The sequence below is a fragment of the Stenotrophomonas sp. TWI1151 genome (genome assembly GCF_039673135.1).
Classification (GTDB): domain Bacteria; phylum Pseudomonadota; class Gammaproteobacteria; order Xanthomonadales; family Xanthomonadaceae; genus Stenotrophomonas.
The window spans coordinates 1-19943 of record NZ_JBDJLA010000020.1; the positions used below are offsets into that span (position 1 = coordinate 1).

The following is a 19943-nucleotide window of genomic DNA, read 5'->3' on the forward strand; positions in this document are numbered from 1 at the left end:
TGGCCGCGGGGGCGCGCCTCCCCCCCGCCTTGGGCGGCCCCGGCGGCCCCCCCCCCCCCCCCGCCACTACCTGTGTACGGTGGGTCGCCACAAAAAAAACGGGCCGCCCGAAGGCGACCCGTTCGTTCAACACAGCGATGTCGTCAGGCCTCAGTATTTCCAGCGCAGGCTCAGCGCGACAAAACGCGGCTCGCCGTAGTTGTTGTAATCCAGGTTGGCCCAGTAGGTCTTGTCCAGCGCATTGCGCACGCTCAACGTCGCCGTCCAGCTGTCGCTGAGGCGGTAGTTGGCGTTGAACTGCACCAGCGCGTACGCCGGCTGGTTCACCGTGACCGTGCCGCCGAGCGGATAGGGGACGTTGTAGCCCTGCACCTTGCTCTGCCACTGCACGCCGGCACCCACGCTCAGGCGCTCCAGGGCACCGCGCAGCCGCACCTGGGTGTTGAGCTGCAGCAGATCTTCGGCCGGGTTGGCGTACAGCAGATCGGTGGCGGCACGGGTGACCTTGACGTGGGTGAAGCCGGCATTGACCGTCCAGCCCGGCAGGATCTCGCCGTTGACGTCCACTTCCCAGCCGCGTGCCTTGGTCCCGTTGATGCCGATGTAAGCCGAGCTGCCGTCGCTGAGCGAGCGCTCCGGCACGCTCGTGTCGAGCACCGCGTAGTTGTCCTGCTTGGCCTCGAACACCGCGGCATTGGCGGTCAGGCGACCATCGAACCACTGCGACTTGATGCCCGCTTCCAGATTGGAGCCTTCCACCGGTGCCAGCAGGTTTTCGTTGCGGTCCTTGAAATTCTGCGGGTTGAAGATTTCGGTGTAGCTGGCATACGCCGCCACCTGCGGGGTGATGTCGTACACCAGTCCCACATAAGGCGTGACTTCATCCGTCACTTTGTAAGCGCCGCTGGTGCCGGTGTACGCGCCGGCCGCGTTGTAGGAACGGGAAAGCGTTTCCCAACGGCTCAGGCGCGCACCGGCAATCAAGGCCAGCGGATCGGCCAGGCGCAGGCGGGTGGCCACGTAGACGCCACTCTGCGTGGTCTTGGCGACGCGGCGTGCGCCGGTACGCGCGTAGGTCACCTCGGAGATGTCGCCATCCCACGTGCGGATATCCGGGATGTAGTAGCAGCGCTCGGTCCCGCAACGTGCCCAATCGGTGGGATAGTGCAGCGCGATGGTGTTGGTGGTGCCTTCCAGATCCGCCCACTGTCCACCCACGGTCAGGTCGTGCTCGCGGCCGAACAAGGAGAACGTGCCGCTCAGGTAGGCATCCACGTTGCGGCGGGTGTCTTCGGAATCGCCGGCGGCGGTGCGCAGGAAGATGCCCGCACCGGTGGTCGGATCCGGGTAGCCGCTGCCGTACACGCGCACGTTCTGCACGTTGCCCTGGGTGTAGGCGGTGTTGATCTTCAGCAGCCAGTTCTCGCCGAAGCGCTGCTCCAGGTTGGCGAAAGCGGTGCTGGTCTCGCGCTGCCAGTAGCTCCACTTCGGCGCGACGTTGGTCGAACGCGGCAGATGGGCGAAGTCGCCCTGGCTGTTGAAGAACGGCACCGTGCCCCAGGTCGAGCCAACCGGATTGTTGTCCTGGGTCTGGTAGCCGACGGTCAGCGTGGTGCTGTCGGTCAGGTCACCTTCCAGCACGGCCATGCCGGCCATCTTGTTCTCGTGGTAGCGGTCGTAATACAGATCGCGGTCGGTGTAGGCGGCAACCACTCGGCTGCGGAAACGGCCGTCAGCGGTCAACGGCGCGGTCACGTCGGCTTCCATGCGCTGGTAGTCCCAGCTGCCGGCGCTGACCGAGAAGGAGGCATCGAACTCCTTGCCCGGGCGCTTGCGCAGCAGGTTGACCGTCGCCGATGGCACGCCTGCGCCGCTCAGCAGGCCGTTGGCGCCGCGGATCACTTCGACCCGATCGTAGAACGCGGTGTCATATTCCTGGTTGGTCGAGCCGCTGTAGGTGGGGATGCCATCGACCTGGAAATCGGTGATGGGAAAACCGCGTGCGTAATACAGCGGGCGCTGGGTGTCGTAGAACGAGACGCTCACGCCGGTGACGTTGCGCATGACGTCGTTGATGCTGAACAGCGATTCGTCCTGCAGGCGCTGAAGGCCGATCGACGTCGCCGACTGCGGGGTTTCCTGCAGGCTGATCGGCAGGCGGGTGGTGCTCGAGGGCGCGGCCCGTGCACCCACCACGCTGACCTTGTCCAACGTCTTGGCATCGGCAGCGCTGCTGGCGTCTGCCAGCGCATCGGCGAAGGCCTGCGGGGCGGTCAGCGAGAGGGCGGAGAACAGGGCCAGGGCCAGCGGGGCACGGCGGGAGCGGAGCGGGTGGGCGCGGAGCGACATGGGGGTCTCTGGACGGCAGTAGGGAAGGAAGGCAACAGGCAGGCAACGCCGGCGCGCAGGCGCCAGGCACGGTAGGTCCATCCTGGGAAAGCAGGCTGTCGGGCAGCTGCGGGGAGACGGCAGTCCGTTGAGACCGTCCCGTTTCCGTAGCGACACCCCTGCGATGCGCAAATGTAAATCGTTCTCAGTCGCTTTACAATTCTTGAACAATCGGCCGCGTCGGCGTAAAGCGGTCGCGCGGCGGCGCTGGCCCCCAAAAACGCAACCGGCCACCGCGAGGGTGGCCGGAGGGAAACCGTGGCGGAGGCCCGAAGGCCTCGCCGGAGCAGGCTTACAGCGCCTGCAGTTCTTCGTTGGCGTTGCGCTTGGCCTCGGCCGGCTTGGGGGCCGGCGGCGGGGTCAGCATGACCGCCGGGCTGGTCTCGACCGGCACCTCCAGGTACGGCAGCTTCAAGGTTTCGCTTGTCAGGCGGCGGATCTCATTGGTCAGCGCCGGGCTGTCATTGAGCTTGCGGCCATACGACGGCACGATTTCCTTCAGGCGCACTTCCCAGCCCGCCGCCATCTGCTCGGGGAAGGCTTTCTTGAGCAGGTCCAGCATGATCGGCGGCGAGGTCGAGGCACCCGGCGAGGCGCCGAGCAGGGCGGCCAGGGTGTGGTCCTGGTCGGTCACGATCTCGGTACCGAACTGCAGGATCGAGCCCTTTTCCGGGTCCTTCTTGATGATCTGCACGCGCTGGCCGGCGGTCACCAGTTTCCAGTCCTCGCGCTTGGCGTGGGGAAAATACTTGACCAGTTCGGCCTGGCGGTCGTCATCGTTCAGACGTGCCTGGCCCATCAGGTACTTCACCAGGTCCAGATTCTCCAGGCCCACGCCCATCATGCCGGCCACGTTGTTGTGGTTGACCGAGGAGTACAGGTCGAACCACGAGCCATGCTTGAGGAACTTGGTGCTGTACAGCGCGAACGGCCCGAACAGCACCACCGGCTTGCCATCCAGCTTGCGCGCATCCAGGTGCGGCACCGACATCGGCGGCGAGCCGGTTTCGGCCATGCCGTAGGCCTTCACCGAATGCCGGTTGGCGATCACCGGGTCCTGGAAGGCCAGGAACTGGCCACCGACCGGGAAGCCGGCGTAGTTCTTCGATTCCGGAATGCCCGACAGCTGCAGCAGCTTGAGCGCGGCGCCGCCGGCACCGATGAACACGAAGCGCGACTTGACCGTGGTCTCGTTGTCGGACTTCAGGTCCTTGACGGTCACGTTCCAGCTCTTGTCATCGTTCTGGCGCAGGGCGCGCACTTCATGGTTGAGGTGCAGCTTGAAGTTCGGGCTGCGTTCCAGGCCCGCGGTCAGCTGGCGGGTGATCACGCCGAAGTTCACGTCGGTGCCCAGCGGCATCCAGGTGGCGGCGACCTTCTGCTTCGGATCGCGGCCTTCCATCAACAGCGGCGCCCACTGCGTGATCTGCGCGGGATCCTCGGAGTACTGCATGCCGTAGAACAGCGGGTTCTTGACCAGCGCCTGCTGACGCTTGTGCAGGTAAGCGATGTTCTCATCCCCCCAGACGAAGCTCATGTGCGGGGTCGGGTTGATGAAATCGCTGGGCTGGCTCAGGCGGCCTTCGCGGATCTGGTGCGACCAGAACTGGCGCGAGATCTCGAACTGCTCGGCGATGCCGACCGCACGCTTGGTCTCGATGCTGCCGTCCGGCAGCTCGGGGGTGTAGTTCAACTCGGCGAACGCGGAATGGCCGGTGCCGGCGTTGTTCCAACCGTCCGAGCTTTCCAGCGCAACCCCGTCCAGGCGTTCATAGACCTGGATGTTCCAGTCGGGCTGCAGCTCCTGCAGGAAGGTGGCGAGCGTGATGCTCATGATGCCGCCGCCGACCAGGACGACGTCGACCGGCTTGTCGTTGCCGGCAGCCGGGACCGAACGCTGATGCAGCGGCCAGTACAGGAACAGTGCCGCTGCCAACAGCAACACCACGAACAGGCCGAGGACGACCTTCGCTAGTTTTTTCATGGGGATCTCAGGTAGGGAGACATGGGAAGGATGCCGCCGCTGCCGGGAACGCCCGTGAAGACGGGCGTCACAGCGGTACCTTGGAGGCAATTTTAGCCCTTTCCGGTACGGATTTGGTGCAACGCAGCATCCGGTGGGTGTGCCAGACCGGGTCAGTCGCTGGCCAAGGTGAAGTATTCAACGAGGAAATAGCTGGCTTGATAGACCAGTGCTATCAGGGCCAGGGCCAGATGGGCGCGACGCTGGCGCAGGGCCATGCCCAGCCCGGCAATGGCCAGCATCACCACCGTGTGGACCCAGTAGGCATCGCCGAGCATCTGCCAGCGGCTGTGCCCCTTGATGGCGGTATCGACCAGATCCAGCAGCGTGACCAGCGCCAGCATCCCGAAGAAGCCACCGCGCCGCTGCAGCAGGTAGTTTTCATAGCTGCCGAACTCGCGCACATCGTCCGGAAACAGCAGGACGCAGAGCAGGTACCACGCGGCGCAGTAGGCGATCACGAACAGATACAGCTCGAAGGTCCACTGCCGGACCTCGCCCAGGCGGAACTCCCACCACCAGAAGGTCACCACCGAGATCAGCGCCCAGACCACCCAGCACAGGTGGATCCACGACCAGCCGCGGCGCTGGGGGTGCTCGATGATCCCCGCCAGACCCCGCAGCAGGGTGGTGATGCTCAGGCCGAGGATGATGCTGAGCACCACGCGGATGTGCAGGTAGACCGGATCGGTGTCCATCGACGTGCCCGCGGCGGGAATGCGCCGATGCTGCATCGGGGCGGGTCGTCAGGTCGTGTAGGGCTGCATGCGGCCCCGGTACGACAGCCGACCACCGGTCGGCGCTTACCGGTCCGGGGCTATCGCTTCTTGCGCACCAGCGTCGCCGAGGCGGCCAGCACCGCCCGGGTCAGCAGCGCCATCGTCTGCACATCGCCCTTCCAGTGCTGCCAGTACAGCGGCACGTCTTCCCACGCGCGCTGCTTCATGTGCACCAGCCGGCCGGCGTCCAGGTGGCGTTTGACCAGCGGCAACGGGTTCATGGTCCAGCCGAGGCCACCGAGGTTGGCCTGGACGAAGGCGCGGGTGGAGGGAATCCACCAGGTCGGCGCGGTCAGCGGCAGGTCGTTGCCGGCCAGGCGGCGGGCGAACCGGGCCTGCATGTCGTCCTTGCGGTTGAACACCAGCACCGGGGCCTGGGCCAGCGACTGCGCGTTGACGCCCTTGGCGAAGTGCTGCTCATGGAAGGCCGGGGTGCAGGTGGCGGCATAGCGGATGCTGCCCAGCGCATGGATCTGGCAGCCCTGCACCGGCTCATCCAGCGTGGTCACCGCGCCCAGCACGGCCCCTTGCCGGAGCAGGGCCACGGTGTGGTCCTGGTCTTCCGAGCGCAGGTCCAGCGTGGTGCCGGTCTGCCGTGCGAACTGCAGGGCCGCCTCGGGGAACCAGGTTTCCAGGCTGTCGTGGTTGACCGCCACCGGAATGCTGGCATGGGGCAGGTCCTCATCGGCGATGCCCATCCGGTGCAGCGCGTCGTGCTCCAGCAGGGCGGTCTGCTCGGCCAGCTGGACCAGCACCTGACCCTCGGTGGTGGCCACCGCCGGGGACGAGCGCTTGACCAGCAGGCGGCCGACCCGGTCTTCCAGCGCCTTGACCCGCTGGGAGACCGCCGAGGCAGTGACATTGAGCGACTGCGCGGCACGGTCGAAGCTGCCTTCGCGGATCACCGCCGCCAAGGCGCGGAGCTGGGCATGGTCGATGCGCATGATCTTAAGTTCTGCTAAAGATGGTTAAGTAAGTTTAGCTCTACTTTTTAATGTTGCGGCGCGACAATACGCGCCATCCGGTGCTGTACGCCTTGGCGAGGCACCGCCCCCCAGCAAGACACAGGTGGTATCCCATGTTTTCCATCCTTTCCGGCGGCGCCGGGCTGAGCGCGTGGCTCAGTGGTGCCGCAACCGGCATCGGCCTGTTCGCGGTGGTCGGCGCGCAGAGCGCGTTCATCCTGCGCCAGGGCATCCTGCGCAAGCACATCATTCCCGTGGTGGCGACCTGCGCCGCCATCGATGGCATCTTCATCTTCGCCAGCGTGGCGGGCCTGCGCACGCTGACCCAGGCGCTGCCGTGGCTCACCACCGTGGTGCTGTGGGGCGGTGTCGCCTTCCTGGCCTGGTACGCCTGGCAGTCGGCGCGGCGCGCGCTGGCCGGTGGCGGCGGCATGCATGTGGACGATGGCGACAGCACCTCGCGCCGCGCGGTGCTGATCTCGGCGGTCGGCTTCTCGCTGATCAATCCGCATTTCTGGCTGGACATGATGGTCATCGGCGGTATCGCCGAGAACTTCGGCAATGCGCGCATGGCGTTCGCCGCCGGCGTGTTCACCGCCAGCTGCCTGTGGCTGACCGCCCAGGGCCTGGGCGCGCGCCTGCTGGCCCCGCTGTTCACCAAGCCCAAGACCTGGCGCATCCTCGACGGCACCATCGCGGTGATCCTGTCGATCCTGGCGCTCAGCCTCGCGTTCCGCGGCATGCATTGAACTCTCTCCTCGATGCAGGTCCTGGAAATGGCACCGTTCGCGGTGCCATTTTTTTTGCATCAGCAGGAATATCCCTCTGGTTGGCAGCTCGATCTTCCGCCTAGAATCGCGATCCCGGACATGAGGTCCGATGCAGCAGGGGGAAAGGATGAAGCACGTAAAAAGGTTGGGACTGCTGGTATTGCTGGCCATCACGGGCCACGCCGGCGCGGTGGATCTGGAGCGCTACCTGCGCCGGGATGCCTTCACCGATATCAAGATTTCGCCGAACGGCGACTACTACGCAGCGACAGTGCCGATGGAAGATCGGACGGCCTTGGCGATTCTGCGCAGAGACGGGGGTGAGGTGGTGGGCTCGTTTGTGCCACCCAGGAACAATCACGCCAACCATTTCGACTGGGTCAGTGGAGAGCGCGTCCTGATCGGCCTGGCCGAAAAGCATGGTTCCCTGGACCAGCCTCGAATGACCGGTGAACTGTATGCCATGAACGCCAATGGCGGGCGCGGCGAACTGCTGGTCGGCTACCGCGTCCAGGGAAACGGCCCGGGTACCCGCATCCAGCAGAAAAAAGTGGAGGCGGTGGCGGCGTTCCTCGCTGATGACCTGCCCGCGGACGACCGCAACGTGCTGGTCACGATCTGGCCGTTCAACGATGACCCGTTCACCCGTGCCGATCGGCTCGATGTCACCACCGGCCGCCGTCAGACCGTGGCGCGCTCGCCCGTGCGTCGCGCCGATTTCGTCACCGACAACCAGGGCCAGGTGCGTTTCGCGCATGGCGCGGGAACCGACAACGTCAACAAGCTGTATTACCGCGAAGGGTCGGGCACGACCTGGAAGCTCGTCAACGATGAAGCACTGAACGGGCGTATCGAAACTGCGATTGGTTTTTCCGAAGATGGTCGGCTGGCGTACTTCAATACCGAGATGCCGCAGGGGCCGGATGCCATCGTGTCCTGGGACCCGGTGACCGAAGAGCGCAAGCTCGTGCTCCGCGATCCGGTGGTGGATGTGCACAAGTACATCTATCGGCCGGGCACATCCATCCCGGTGGGGGCGCTGTACCTGGGTGACACGCCGCGCACCCGCTTCTTCGACGAACAGGGCCCCGATGCCCGTCTGTATCGCAGCCTGGAGGCCGCATTTGGTGGTGATGCGGTGTTCATCACCTCCAGCACCCGTGATGGCAGGCAGCTGATGGTTGAGGCGTGGTCGGGTCGCAACCCGGGCGACTTCTACATCTTCGACAATGAGGCAAAGAAGGCCGACCACGTCATCAGCCGCAGCAGCTGGATCGACCCGGCCGCGACGGCCGTCGTGCGCCCGGTGGCGCTCAAAGCGCGTGATGGGCTTGCCCTGCACGGCTACCTGACGGTGCCGGGTAAAGGCAATGCCACCAGGCAGCCGATGGTGGTGATCCCGCACGGGGGGCCTTACGGCCCGTTCGATACCGGCGGCTACGACCCGGTCAGCCAGATGCTCGCTGACGCGGGTTATGCGGTGCTGCAGATCAACTTCCGTGGATCGGGCAATTACGGGCGCGCGCATCGGTCTGCTGGCGCCCGCGAGTGGGGCGGCACCATGCAGGACGATCTCACCGATGCAACCCGCTGGGCCATCAGCGAGGGAATCGCCGACGCCTCGCGGATCTGCATCTATGGCGCCAGTTATGGCGGCTACGCGGCGATGATGGGCGCTGCCAAAGAGCCCGGTCTGTACCGTTGTGCGGCCGGGTATGTCGGTGTCTATGACCTGCCGATCATGTTCACCACCGGCGACATCCAGCGGCGTGGTTCCGGCGAAAACTATCTCAAGGAATGGATCGGTGACCGGCAGCAACTGGCGGCGGTATCGCCGGTGAATCTGGCCGACCGCATCAAGGTGCCGGTATTCCTCGCTGCCGGTGGCGAAGACGAACGCGCGCCGATCCAGCACACCAGGCGGATGGAAGCGGCGTTGAGGAAAGCCGGCGTGCCGGTGGAAGCGCTGTACTACCCTACCGAAGGCCACGGCTTCTACACCGATCCGCACCGCCGCGAGTACTACACCAAGCTGCTGGCGTTCCTGTCCAACAGCCTGGGCGGCCAGACCGCCTCGGCGTCGACGCCAGCCCAACCCTGAGTACGGCGCGACATCCACCCCGCCTCAACGACAACGGCACCGGAAGGTGCCGTCGTCGTCTGTGCAAACGGCGCGGAATTACTTCACCCCGTGCATCATCCGCTTCAGCAGCGGCGAGCAGATCAGCGCGACGGCGGCGCAGCCCAGTCCGATCCACATCAGCAGCCAGAACAGGTGTTCGTAGCTGGCGGCGGCGCTGGCGATATCCATGGTCTGGCCTTCCGGCACCTCGATCGCGGCGAGCTTGCCGAACAGCGCGGCCAGCGTTTCGGAGAACGCGGTGGCCAGGAACCAGGTGCCCATCATCAGGCTGACCACGCGCGGCGCGGCCAGCTGGGTGACGGCGGACAGACCGACCGGTGACAGGCACATTTCGCCGATCTCAAGGATCAGATACGCCAGCACCAGCCACCACACGCTGGCCATCTGTCCGGTTGCACCCACGTGTTGGGCGGCCAATGCCAACGGCACGAACGACAGCGCAGCGAAGATCAGCCCGATCGAGGATTTGATGGGCTTGGACGGGTCCATGCGGCGACGGTCCAGCCACGCCCACAGCATCGCGAACAGCGGGGCGAGCACCACCAGGAACAGGCCGCCGAGGTAGGTCAGCGAGCCGGCCGTCTGCGGGATCACCAGGCAGTCGCGGATCAGCATCACCAGCATCGCGGCCACAATGGCGATGAACAGGTTGCGCGGCGCGGACGAACCCGGGTTTCGCTCCGACAGGCGCGCGGCCACCACGAAGCCCAGCGGTGCCAACAGCAGCGAGGCGATCGACCACGGCAGCGGCGTGCCGCCCTGGATCACCAGCGACGGCACCAGGTCCTTGGTCAGCAGGCGATCGGTGAAGGTCACCCACGAGCCGTAGGTCTGCTCGTACAGGGTGAAGAACACCAGTGCCATGAAGATCAGCGCCATCAGCGCGATCATCTGCTGGCGCTGCACCGGCGTGCAGCGGGTGCCGGTGAACCAGGCGAACCAGACCAGCACGCCACCCAGCACCACGATCATCAACATCAGCGCCAGGCTGATTTCACCGCCGAGCGCGAACGCGCCATTGGCCGCGGCCCACATCAGCGCGGCGACCGGCACCACGCCCAGCACGGCCACCGCATAGATCAGCCATTCGCGGCGGATGCCGAGCACGCGTTGGCGCAGTGCCGGCAGGTCGGACGGTTCGGCGTGGCCCTGCAGGTACTTCTGGCCCCACAGGAACATGCCCAGGCCGATCACCATGCCGATACCGGCCGCGCCGAAGCCGTACTTCCAGCCATAGGCTTCGCCGAGGAAGCCGCACACCAGCGAGGCAAACAGCGCGCCCAGGTTGATGCCGGCGTAGAACAGCGAAAAGCCCGAATCGCGACGCGGATCGTTTTCCGGGTACAGCTTGCCGACGATGGTGGAGATGTTCGGCTTGAGGAAGCCCACGCCCATGATGATCAGGGCCAGCGACAGGTAGGTGATGCCCAGCGCGGCGTCATCGCGGACCACCGCGCCATCGACGCGGACCGCTGCGTGACCTTCGAAGGCCATGCCCAGATGCCCGAGCACCAGCAGCACGCCGCCGAACACCACCGCCTTGCGCATGCCCAGCCAGCGGTCGGCGAGCAGGCCGCCGAAGACCGGGATGCAGTAGACCAGGCCACCGTACGCGCCGAGCAGATCCAGGCCGGCCTTGTCGCCGAACAGGTGGTACTTGGTGAGATACAACAGCAGCAGCGCCTTCATCCCGTAGAACGAGAACCGCTCCCACATCTCGGTGAAGAAGCAGATGTAGACGCCCTTGGGATGGCCGAGGAAGTCGTCGGTGGGGGTGGAGGTTGCGGCGGCGGGCAGGGCGGCTGCGGTCATCGAGGGATCGGGCAGGGCGGACAAGGGGGCGAGTATAGGCCCGGGGCGAAGGGTCAGCCGTGCCGTGTCTGGCCGCTCCGCCGTCGTGGTATCGGCCGCGCCGCTGTCGTAGTGCCGGCCGCTACGCTCCAGTAGTGCCGGCCGGTACGCTCTAGTAGTGCCGGCCGCTGGCCGGCAGCCTCACCATCCCGGCATCGCGCGCTTACAGATAGCGAAGCCACGCCAGATCCCGCCGACGCGCCTTGAAGCGCGCGAACGCTCTGGTCGGCCAGTACAGCGCCAGTGCCAGTACCGCGGTGATCACCCACAGGCTCGCCACGTGGTCCACGGCGACATACGCGCCGTGGGTGTGCCCCCAGCGTGCTTCGGCCAGCACGTACAGCAGCTTCAGCACGTACAGGTGCAGCAGGTAGAAGAACATCGGTGCTGCGCCGATGTCGGCCAGTGGCGCCAGCGCCCGTGCCACGCGCGGCTGCTCGTACAGGCGCAGCAACAGCAGGCCGATGCCCAGGGTCAGCAGCAGGAACAGGAGCGAGGGCGGGTACTTGGTGACGTTGAAGACGCTCATCAGCGTGCTGCCCAGTGTGGCGAAGGACTGCCACGGGCTGTCGCCGTAGAGGTTCACCGCCCGCAGGATGACGAACGCCAGCAGCGCACCGGCGCCGGCCATCCACAGGCGACGCTGGCGCAGGAGGGCATCGCCGCCGCGCGCGAACCACGGGCCGATCACCCAGCCCAGTGCAATGACGCCGATCCACGGCAGCACCGGGTAGGAGGTGCGCAGGCGCAGCCCGTCGGTCACGGTGATCCAGTCGCGCTGGTGCAGCACCTTCCACAGCACGGCCAGCACCCCGTCGCCCTGCACGCGGACGCCATCGAGCAGGTTGTGCCCGGCGATCACGGCCAGCGCCAGCACCGCCAGTGCGCCGCGTGGCAGCCACAACAGCCCGGCCAGCGCGATCATGCTGATGCCGATCGCCCAGATCACCTGCAGGTACATCACGCTGGGCGGGAACTGCAGCGTCCACGCGAAGTTGACCACCAGCAGCTCCAGCACCACCAGGAACAGGCCGCGCTTGAGCAGGAAAGCCGACGCGGCCCGGCGCCCATCCGGCTTGCCACTGGCGTACAACCAGGCCGACAGGCCGGTCAGCAGCACGAACACCGGGGCACACAGATGCGCCAGCAGCCGGCTGACGAACAGCGCCGGCTCGACCTGGTCCACCACCATGGGGTCGCCGACCTGCTGGTGCATGTAGAAGGTTTCGCGCACGTGGTCGAGCAGCATCAGCACGATGACGGTGCCGCGCAGCTGGTCGATGGAGGTCAGGCGGGAGGTGGGGGAATGCGTCACAGCAGCGCCGGTTGCTCGGTGCGATAGGATATAACATAACTAAAGTGGATGGGCCCGGCCTTGGACGTTGCCGAGTCCGGCGTGTCGCAGCGGCGGCGGCCCGCGTAGGTCAACAGGGGCCTCGATCAGGTGGTGCGGGGTTGCCGGCCGGCGGCCGGCACTACTGGACTTGCCCGTACATGAACGCTAGCGTGGCAGGGATTTTTTGCCAGCAGGGGCTTCCATGAACAACGACGCTGCGCCACGCCAGCTCACTTTCCGCGCGGTGGTGCTTGCCATCGTGCTGGCGGTGATTCTGTCGGCCGCCAACGCCTACCTCGGTCTGTTCGCAGGCCTGACCATCGCCACCGCGATTCCCGCGGCCGTCATCTCCATGGGCGTGCTGCGCCTGCTCGGCGGTGGCACCATCCTTGAAAACAACATCGTCCAGACCGGTGCTTCGGCCGGCTCGTCGATCGCCGCCGGCGTCATCTTCACCATCCCCGCGCTGGTGATCATGGGATACTGGCCGGACTTCAAGTACTGGTGGGTGCTGGGCATCGCCGGTCTGGGTGGCCTGCTGGGCGTGCTGTTCTCGGTGCCGCTGCGCCGTTCGATGATCGTCGAAGATCCGCTGCCGTTCCCGGAAGGCAAGGCGGCCGCCGAAGTGCTCAAGGCCGGTGAAAACCCCGGCCCGGGCCTGAAGATCCTGGCTGTGTCGGCGGTGATCGGCGCCTTCGTGAAGCTGGCCGCCGAAAGCGGCCTGCGCCTGATTCCGGATGCCTGGGCCACCTCGGCCTACGTGGGCAGCTCGAAGATCACCGCCTTCATCGGCACCAACCTGTCCCCGGCGCTGCTGGGTGTGGGCTACATCGTCGGCCTGAATGTCGGCATCGTGGTGGTGTCCGGCTCGATCCTGACCTGGCATATCGCCATTCCGCTGTACCAGTCGTTCTTCATGAACACCGATCCGGCCCTGGCCGCCTCGATCGCCACGGCCAGCTCCACCGAGGCGGCGTTCGCCATCTGGGGCGCGAAGATGCGTTACCTGGGCGTGGGCGCGATGCTGATCGGTGGCGTGTGGACCCTGATCTCGCTGCGCAAGTCGCTGCTCAATGGCGTCAAGAGTGGCTTTGCCGCGGCCCGCAAGAGCGGTGGCCCGGCGCTGGCGCACACCGAGCGCGACCTGCCGATGAAGTGGATGCTGGTGGCCCTGGTGGTGTTCACCCTGCCGCTGTTGGCGCTGTACCAGGCCATCGTGGGCCAGTGGCACGTCTCGATCCCGATGACGCTCATCATGATCGTGGCCGGCTTCCTGTTCGTCTCGGTCTCGGCCTACCTGGCCGGCCTGATCGGCTCCTCCAACAACCCGGTCTCGGGCATCACCATCTCCACCATCCTGTTCGCCTCGGCGGTGCTGGTGCTGCTGCTCGGCAAGGACGGCCTGACCCCGGTCGGCGTGGGCGGCGCCCCGCTGGGTGCGGTGGCCGCGATCATGATCGGTGCGGTGGTGTGCTGTGCGGCCGCGGTCGGTGGCGACAACCTGCAGGATCTCAAGGCCGGTTACATCGTCGGTGCCACCCCGTGGAAGCAGCAGCTGATGCTGGGCATCGGCGCGTTCTCGTGCGCGCTGATCATGGCGCCGGTACTGAACCTGCTGGCCACCGCCTACGGCATCGGCGTGAAGTCCGAGCTGCATCCCAACGCGCTGGCCGCACCGCAGGCGAATCTGATGGCCTCGGTGGCCAAGGGCCTGTTCGGCGGCGAGCTGCCGTGGACCTTCATCGGCATCGGTGCCGTGGTCGGCGCGGCGATCATCGCCTTCGACAGCTGGCTGAAGTCGCGCAACGCCCGTTTCCGCGTGCCAGTGCTGGCCGCGGCGATCGGTATCTACCTGCCGCTGGAGCTGATGGTGCCGATCTTCCTGGGCGGCCTGATCGCCTACCTGGTGGAGCGTTTCCACAAGATCCGCGGCGACGATGAAGAAGGCCGCGACCGCGTGCACAAGCCGGGCGTGCTGTTCGCCGCCGGCCTGATCACCGGTGAAGCCCTGATGGGTATCGCGATCGCGGTGCCGATCGTGATCAGCAGCCGCGCGGACGTGCTGGCGCTGCCGTTCCACCTGCCGGGCGCGCAGTGGATCGGTCTGGCCGTACTGTTCCTGGTCGGCTGGTTGATCTACCGCACCGGCAAACGCGCGGTGGGTTCGGTCTAACCAGCGACCCCGGTGTGCGTCACGACAAACCCCGCTCCGGCGGGGTTTGTCGTTTCTGGAGCGCCCAGGGCACGGCATGACCGATGGCCTTTGCATGGGCCACCCCTCGGCCCTACCATCGGCGTTTTGCCGTTCCGCGGAGACCCCGATGAAACTTCGTTACGCCCTGCTGCCGTTGTGCCTGCTGACCGCGATGCCCTCGCTGGCGGCCACGCGTGGCCTGGATGTGCGCGACATGATCGCGCTGGATCGGGTCTCCAGCCCGCTGCTCACCGCCGATGGCGGCAACGTGATCTTCGCCAAGCGCGTGGTCGGTACCGACAGCAAGGCCAGCACCGGCCTGTACATCCGCAACCTGCGCACGCGTGACCTGGCCCCGCCCAAGCCGCTGACTCCGGCCGGTTGGAACGTCAATTCCGCAGCGCTGTCGGCCGATGGCCAGACGGTGTACTTCCTGAGCGCCAGGAACGGCAGCCAGCAGCTCTACGCGCAGCCGACCACCGGCGGCACGCCGCGCCAGCTGACCGACTTCCCCGTCGATGTGGACAGCTTCCACGTCTCCCCGCAGGGCGACCGCGTGGCCTTCAGCAGCGGCGTGTTCCAGGACTGCGGTTCGGACCTGGCGTGCACCAGCAAGAAGCTGGACGCGCACAAGGCGCGCAAGAACACCGGTGAGGTGTTCGATAACCTGTTCGTGCGCCATTGGGATACCTGGGCCGATGGCCGCCGCAATACGCTGTTCGTGGCGCCGCTGCCGGCAGGCAAGGCCGCCGCGGTGAAGGGTGCTTCGGCGATCAGCGCGACGCTGGCCGGCGATGCGCCGTCCAAGCCGTTCGGCGGCAATGACGACTTCACCTGGTCGCCGGATGGCAAGAGCGTGGTCGCCGCGATCCGCGTGGCCGGCAAGCAGGAGCCGTGGTCGACCAATTTCGATCTGTACCGTCTGGATGCCGAGGGCAAGCAGGCCCCGGTCAACCTGACCGCGGCCAACCCGGCCTGGGATGCCGGCCCGGTGTTCAGCGCCGACGGCAAGACCCTGTACTACCGCGCCATGAAGCGCCCGGGCTTCGAAGCGGATCGCTTCGGCCTGATGGCCATGGACGTGGCCACCGGCAAGACCCGCGAGATCGCACCCAAGTGGGATCGTTCGGCCGGCGAGATCGTGCTGTCCGGTGACGGCACGCTGATCTACACCAGCGCCGACGACATGGGCGAGCACCGCCTGTTCGGCGTCGATATCGCCACCGGCACCGCTGAAGTGGTGGCCGACGGCGGCAGCATCGGCTCGCCGGTGATCGCCGGCACCACGCTGGCGTATACGAAGAACAGTCTGAAGAGCGGTGATCAGATCATCGTGGCCGCCTTCGATGGTGCCAACCCGCGCGAGATCACCCCGAGCGCCGGTGAGATGCTGCCCGACGTCGCCTTCGGCGATTACGAGCAGTTCCAGTTCAAGGGCTGGAACAACGAGACCGTGCACGGTTACGTGGTCAAGCCGTACAACTACCAGGAAGGCAAGAGTTACCCGGTCGCGTTCCTGATCCACGGTGGCCCGCAGGGCAGCTTCGGCAACGGCTGGAGCTACCGCTGGAACCCGCAGACCTACGCCGGCCAGGGCTACGCGGTGGTCATGATCGACTTCCACGGCTCCACCGGCTACGGCCAGGCCTTCACCGATGCGATCAGCCAGCATTGGGGCGACCGCCCGCTGGAAGACCTGCAGAAGGGCTGGGCCGCGGCACAGAAGCAGTACCCGTTCCTCAACGGTGACAAGGCGTGTGCCCTGGGCGCCAGCTACGGCGGCTTCATGGTCAACTGGATCGCCGGCAACTGGAACGAGCCGTGGAAGTGCCTGGTCAATCATGACGGCGTGTTCGACCAGCGCATGATGGGCTACGCCACCGAAGAGCTGTGGTTCACCGAGTGGGAGCAGGGTGGCACGCCGTACGAGAAGGCGGCCAACTATGAGAAGTTCAACCCGGTCAACCATGTGGCCGACTGGAAGAAGCCGATCCTGATCGTGCACGGCCAGCTCGACTACCGCATTCCGGTGGAGCAGGGCCTGGCCGCGTTCACCGCTGCGCAGCGCCAGGGTATCGAGTCCAAGTTCCTGTACTTCCCGGATGAGAACCACTGGGTGCTCAAGCCGCAGAACAGCGTGCAGTGGCACGACACTGTCAACGGCTGGTTGAAGCAGCACATCGGCGAATAAGCCGGTTTGAAGCGCCGCCCCCAGGGGCGGCGCTTCTTCATGGCACCGGGTCTCGTTGGCCGTGGTATCACCGGTGATCGGCGGCGGTGTAACCGGTCATCGTCGGCGGTGTAACCGGTAGAGCCGACAGTTGGTCGGCTGCCGGAAAAAATCAGCCGACCAACCGTCGGCTCTACCGGTGATTGTTTTCCCGAAACGTGTGGAATCGCACGCCCCTCCTCCAGGTACTCCGCACCCGTGAAAGCTCCCGCCCTGATCCAGAACGACATCGTCGTCTTCGGCCTGATCGCCGCCACCCTCGGTGCCGTGTTCTGGACCGCCTCGCGCGAGCAGGGGCTGTGGAAGCGCTTCTATACCTACGTGCCCGCGTTGCTGCTGTGCTACCTGATTCCCGGTGTGTACAACACCGTCGGCCTGATCGATGGCCAGAACACCCATCTCTATAACCCGGTCGCTCGTGACATCCTGCTGCCCGCCGCCCTGGTGCTGCTCACCCTGGCCGTGGACATCAAGGGCATCCTGCGGCTGGGACCAAAACTGATCGTGATGTACCTGGGCGCCTCGCTCAGCATCATGATCGGCGCCGTGGTCGCCTTCCAGCTGATGAAGTGGCTGCATCCGGCAACCGTGGCCGGCGATACCTGGGCCGGCATGGCCGCGCTGGCCGGCAGCTGGATCGGCGGCGGCGCCAACATGCTGGCGATGCGCGAAGTCTTCGATGTCAACGCGACCACCTTCGGGCAGTTCGCGGTGGTCGATGTCGGTGTCGGTTATGTGTGGATGGCGGTGCTGATCTTCATGGCCGGGCGCGCGGCAAAGATCGATGCGCGCAGCGGTGCCGACACCTCGGGCCTCGATGCCCTCAAGCTGCGCATCGAGGCCTTCCAGGCACAGCATGAGCGCGTGGCCAGCCTGACCGACCTGATGCTGATCGTCGCCGTTGCCTTCGGCGTGGTGGGCCTGTCGCATGCGATTGCCGGGCCGGTCTCGGCGTGGTTCAAGGGGCATGTCGCCTGGGCCTCGCAGTTCAGTCTGGACGCGCCGTTCGTGTGGGTGGTGGTGATCTCCACTACCTGCGGTCTGGCGCTGAGCTTCACCCGTGCGCGCAACCTGGAAGGCGCCGGTGCCTCCAAACTGGGTTCGCTGCTGCTGTACTTCCTGATCGCCTGCATCGGCATGCAGATGGACCTGCTGGCGCTGCTGGACCGCCCCTGGCTGTTCCTGCTTGGCCTGATCTGGATCGCGGTGCACATCGTGCTGCTGTGGGCATTGGCGCGGGTGTTGAAGGTGCCGTTCTTCTACTTCGCGATTGGTTCGCAATCCAACATCGGCGGGCCGGCCTCCGCGCCTGTGGTCGCGGCGGCGTTCCACCCCTCGCTGGCGCCGGTCGGCGTGCTGCTCGGCACGATGGGCTACGCGACGGGCACGTATCTGGCCTACATCGTGGGCATCACCCTGCGCGCGATGGCCGGGTAGAGCCGACCGTTGGTCGGCTGCTGTAACGTCGCGTCACAGCGCACGACAGCCGACCAACGGTCGGCTCTACGGCAGAAGCAACCTGCGCTACATCAACCAGGCAAGTGCATCTTCACCGTCCTGCTCGAACCGCGCCGAGTGAACACCCTGGCGCCTATACGGTTGGCGCGTCACCACGCGCCCGGGACCAGCCGCACATGCGGATTTACGCAGGAAGAAGGCCGCGTTCGAGTAACCACGCCTTGGCATCTTCCGCATCCTGCTCGAACCACGCCTTCGTAGACCCCAGCCGGTACGTATACCCCCACGCATCCATGTCCAGCATCAAGCGCGCGCTGCCCACGCCTGGCAGTTGCGCGGCCAGCACGATCTGCAGGTAACAGGTGGCGTCTTCTTCGGGCACCGAATCGGTGGCATCGGTGTGCACCAGCGCACGCCGCTCCGGCGGCAGCACGATCAGGTGGCAAGCTTCGTGCAGCATCGAGTGCACGGGCGTGTCATCGCGGACATACACGTCGCTGCCGATGATGCCGGCTTCGGGTTCACCCCAATAGCTGCCCGGAATCGGCGCGCCGTCGGCCACACGATGCAGGTGCAGATCGTGGGTGGCGAGCAGGGCGAGGGCATCGTCGAAACGGATATCGCCGACACAGGTGACCTGCGGTTCGGCGGTGGGGGCAGCGTCGTTCATGGGTTACCGCTCAACCGCCCCTTCCAACGCGGAAGGGGCGATGTCGATCAGGGCTGCTGCGGGCCTTCCGGCAAGGCGACGGAGATATCGAGCACATCGTGCTCCCCGTCCTTGACCAGATCGACCTTGACCGCATCAGCGTCGATGTTGACGTACTTCTTGATCACTTCCAGCAGCTCGCGCTGCAGCAGAGGCAGGTAGTCCGGGCCGCCGCGGTGGCTGCGTTCCTGCGCGATGATGATCTGCAGGCGGTTCTTGGCCGTTTCGGCAGTGGTCTTCTTTCGGTTCAGGAAATCGAACAGTCCCATGCTTACCCTCCGAACAGCTTGCTGAAGAAGCCTTTCTTCTCCACGGTGGTGAAGCGCATCGGACGCTCTTCGCCAAGGATGCGGCCAACCGCATCTTCGTATGCCTGGCCCGCCGCCGATTCGGGGTCCAGAATGACCGGCTCACCCTTGTTGGAGGCATTGAGCACGTCGCCCGATTCGGGCACCACGCCAATGGCCTTCAGGCCCAGCACTTCTTCCACGTCGGTGATGCTGAGCATTTCGCCGCTTTCCACCCGTACCGGGCTGTAGCGCGTAAGCAGCAGGAAGGCCGGCACGTTCTTGCCGGATTCGGCCTTGTGGGTCTTCGAATCGAGCAGACCGATGATGCGGTCCGAGTCGCGCACCGAAGACACTTCCGGGTTCACCACCACGACCGCACGGTCGGCGTAGTACATCGCCAGGAACGCGCCCTTCTCGATACCGGCCGGGGAGTCGCAGATGACGTATTCGAAGCCGTCGGCGATGAGATCGTCGAGCACCTTGCGCACGCCTTCCTGGGTCAGTGCGTCCTTGTCGCGGGTCTGCGAGGCAGCCAGCACGTACAGGTTGTCGAAGCGCTTGTCCTTGATCAGGGCCTGCTTGAGGGTCGCTTCGCCGTGCACGACATTGACGAAGTCGTACACCACGCGGCGCTCGCAGCCCATGATCAGGTCCAGGTTGCGCAGGCCGACGTCGAAGTCGATCACCGCCACCTTTTTGCCACGACGTGCCAACCCGCAGGCCAGGCTGGCGCTGCTGGTGGTCTTGCCGACGCCGCCCTTGCCGGAGGTGACTACGATGATTTCAGCCAAAGGATTTCTCCTGATT

At 65.8% G+C, this 19943-nt stretch carries 14 protein-coding genes; 5 read left to right on the top strand and 9 right to left on the bottom strand.

What is annotated here, in order from left to right; genetic code table 11:
• Window positions 1-150: 150 nt before the first annotated feature.
• The 4 genes from ABE422_RS17525 to ABE422_RS17540 form a co-directional block, all read right to left on the bottom strand.
• On the bottom strand, window positions 151-2349 hold the full coding sequence (locus ABE422_RS17525) for a TonB-dependent siderophore receptor (RefSeq protein WP_346483412.1): 2199 nt from the start codon (window positions 2347-2349) through the stop codon (window positions 151-153).
• 331 nt (window positions 2350-2680) lie between these two features.
• A complete protein-coding gene (gene mqo, locus ABE422_RS17530) occupies window positions 2681-4372 on the bottom strand; it encodes a malate dehydrogenase (quinone) (protein WP_346483413.1) in 1692 nt (563 codons plus the stop codon).
• Window positions 4373-4524: 152 nt separating this feature from the next.
• Window positions 4525-5109, bottom strand: coding sequence for a hypothetical protein (locus ABE422_RS17535; protein WP_313212039.1), 585 nt, complete (start codon window positions 5107-5109; stop codon window positions 4525-4527).
• Window positions 5110-5228: 119 nt separating this feature from the next.
• Complete coding sequence (locus ABE422_RS17540) at window positions 5229-6134, bottom strand: LysR family transcriptional regulator ArgP (RefSeq protein ID WP_259261335.1); 906 nt, start codon at window positions 6132-6134, stop codon at window positions 5229-5231.
• 134 nt (window positions 6135-6268) lie between these two features.
• Between ABE422_RS17540 and ABE422_RS17545 the strand changes: the two genes are divergently transcribed.
• Window positions 6269-6904 (top strand): LysE family transporter, encoded by a 636-nt coding sequence (locus ABE422_RS17545; RefSeq protein WP_121043335.1) that lies wholly within the window; start codon window positions 6269-6271, stop codon window positions 6902-6904.
• A 148-nt stretch (window positions 6905-7052) separates the two neighbouring features.
• On the top strand, window positions 7053-9026 hold the full coding sequence (locus ABE422_RS17550) for a S9 family peptidase (protein WP_346483414.1): 1974 nt from the start codon (window positions 7053-7055) through the stop codon (window positions 9024-9026).
• A gap of 78 nt (window positions 9027-9104) precedes the next feature.
• Here ABE422_RS17550 and ABE422_RS17555 read toward each other — a convergent pair whose 3' ends face one another.
• Window positions 9105-10880, bottom strand: coding sequence for an oligopeptide:H+ symporter (locus ABE422_RS17555; protein WP_346482167.1), 1776 nt, complete (start codon window positions 10878-10880; stop codon window positions 9105-9107).
• 202 nt (window positions 10881-11082) lie between these two features.
• Window positions 11083-12234 (bottom strand): heparan-alpha-glucosaminide N-acetyltransferase domain-containing protein, encoded by a 1152-nt coding sequence (locus tag ABE422_RS17560; protein WP_346483415.1) that lies wholly within the window; start codon window positions 12232-12234, stop codon window positions 11083-11085.
• 223 nt (window positions 12235-12457) lie between these two features.
• Between ABE422_RS17560 and ABE422_RS17565 the strand changes: the two genes are divergently transcribed.
• The 3 genes from ABE422_RS17565 to ABE422_RS17575 all read left to right on the top strand — a co-directional run bounded on the left by ABE422_RS17565 (window position 12458) and on the right by ABE422_RS17575 (window position 18116).
• The gene (locus tag ABE422_RS17565; protein WP_346463932.1) at window positions 12458-14428 is read left to right on the top strand and encodes an oligopeptide transporter, OPT family; all 1971 of its coding nucleotides are present in this window, start codon (window positions 12458-12460) and stop codon (window positions 14426-14428) included.
• 148 nt (window positions 14429-14576) lie between these two features.
• Window positions 14577-16640 carry a S9 family peptidase gene (locus ABE422_RS17570; RefSeq protein WP_346466338.1) on the top strand — a complete coding sequence of 688 codons (2064 nt, stop codon included), beginning with the start codon at window positions 14577-14579 and terminating at the stop codon, window positions 16638-16640.
• Window positions 16641-16877: 237 nt separating this feature from the next.
• On the top strand, window positions 16878-18116 hold the full coding sequence (locus ABE422_RS17575; protein ID WP_346483416.1) for a DUF819 family protein: 1239 nt from the start codon (window positions 16878-16880) through the stop codon (window positions 18114-18116).
• Window positions 18117-18321: 205 nt separating this feature from the next.
• Here the strand turns inward: ABE422_RS17575 and ABE422_RS17580 are convergent, their stop codons facing one another.
• Genes ABE422_RS17580 through minD form a run of 3 tightly spaced genes read right to left on the bottom strand, consistent with a single transcriptional unit; the run spans window position 18322 to window position 19927 of the window.
• The gene (locus ABE422_RS17580) at window positions 18322-18807 is read right to left on the bottom strand and encodes a hypothetical protein (RefSeq protein ID WP_313217576.1); all 486 of its coding nucleotides are present in this window, start codon (window positions 18805-18807) and stop codon (window positions 18322-18324) included.
• Between the two features lie 47 nt (window positions 18808-18854).
• On the bottom strand, window positions 18855-19115 hold the full coding sequence (gene minE / locus ABE422_RS17585; protein WP_017355894.1) for a cell division topological specificity factor MinE: 261 nt from the start codon (window positions 19113-19115) through the stop codon (window positions 18855-18857).
• A gap of 2 nt (window positions 19116-19117) precedes the next feature.
• The gene (gene minD, locus ABE422_RS17590; RefSeq protein WP_088432112.1) at window positions 19118-19927 is read right to left on the bottom strand and encodes a septum site-determining protein MinD; all 810 of its coding nucleotides are present in this window, start codon (window positions 19925-19927) and stop codon (window positions 19118-19120) included.
• Window positions 19928-19943: the final 16 nt, after the last annotated feature.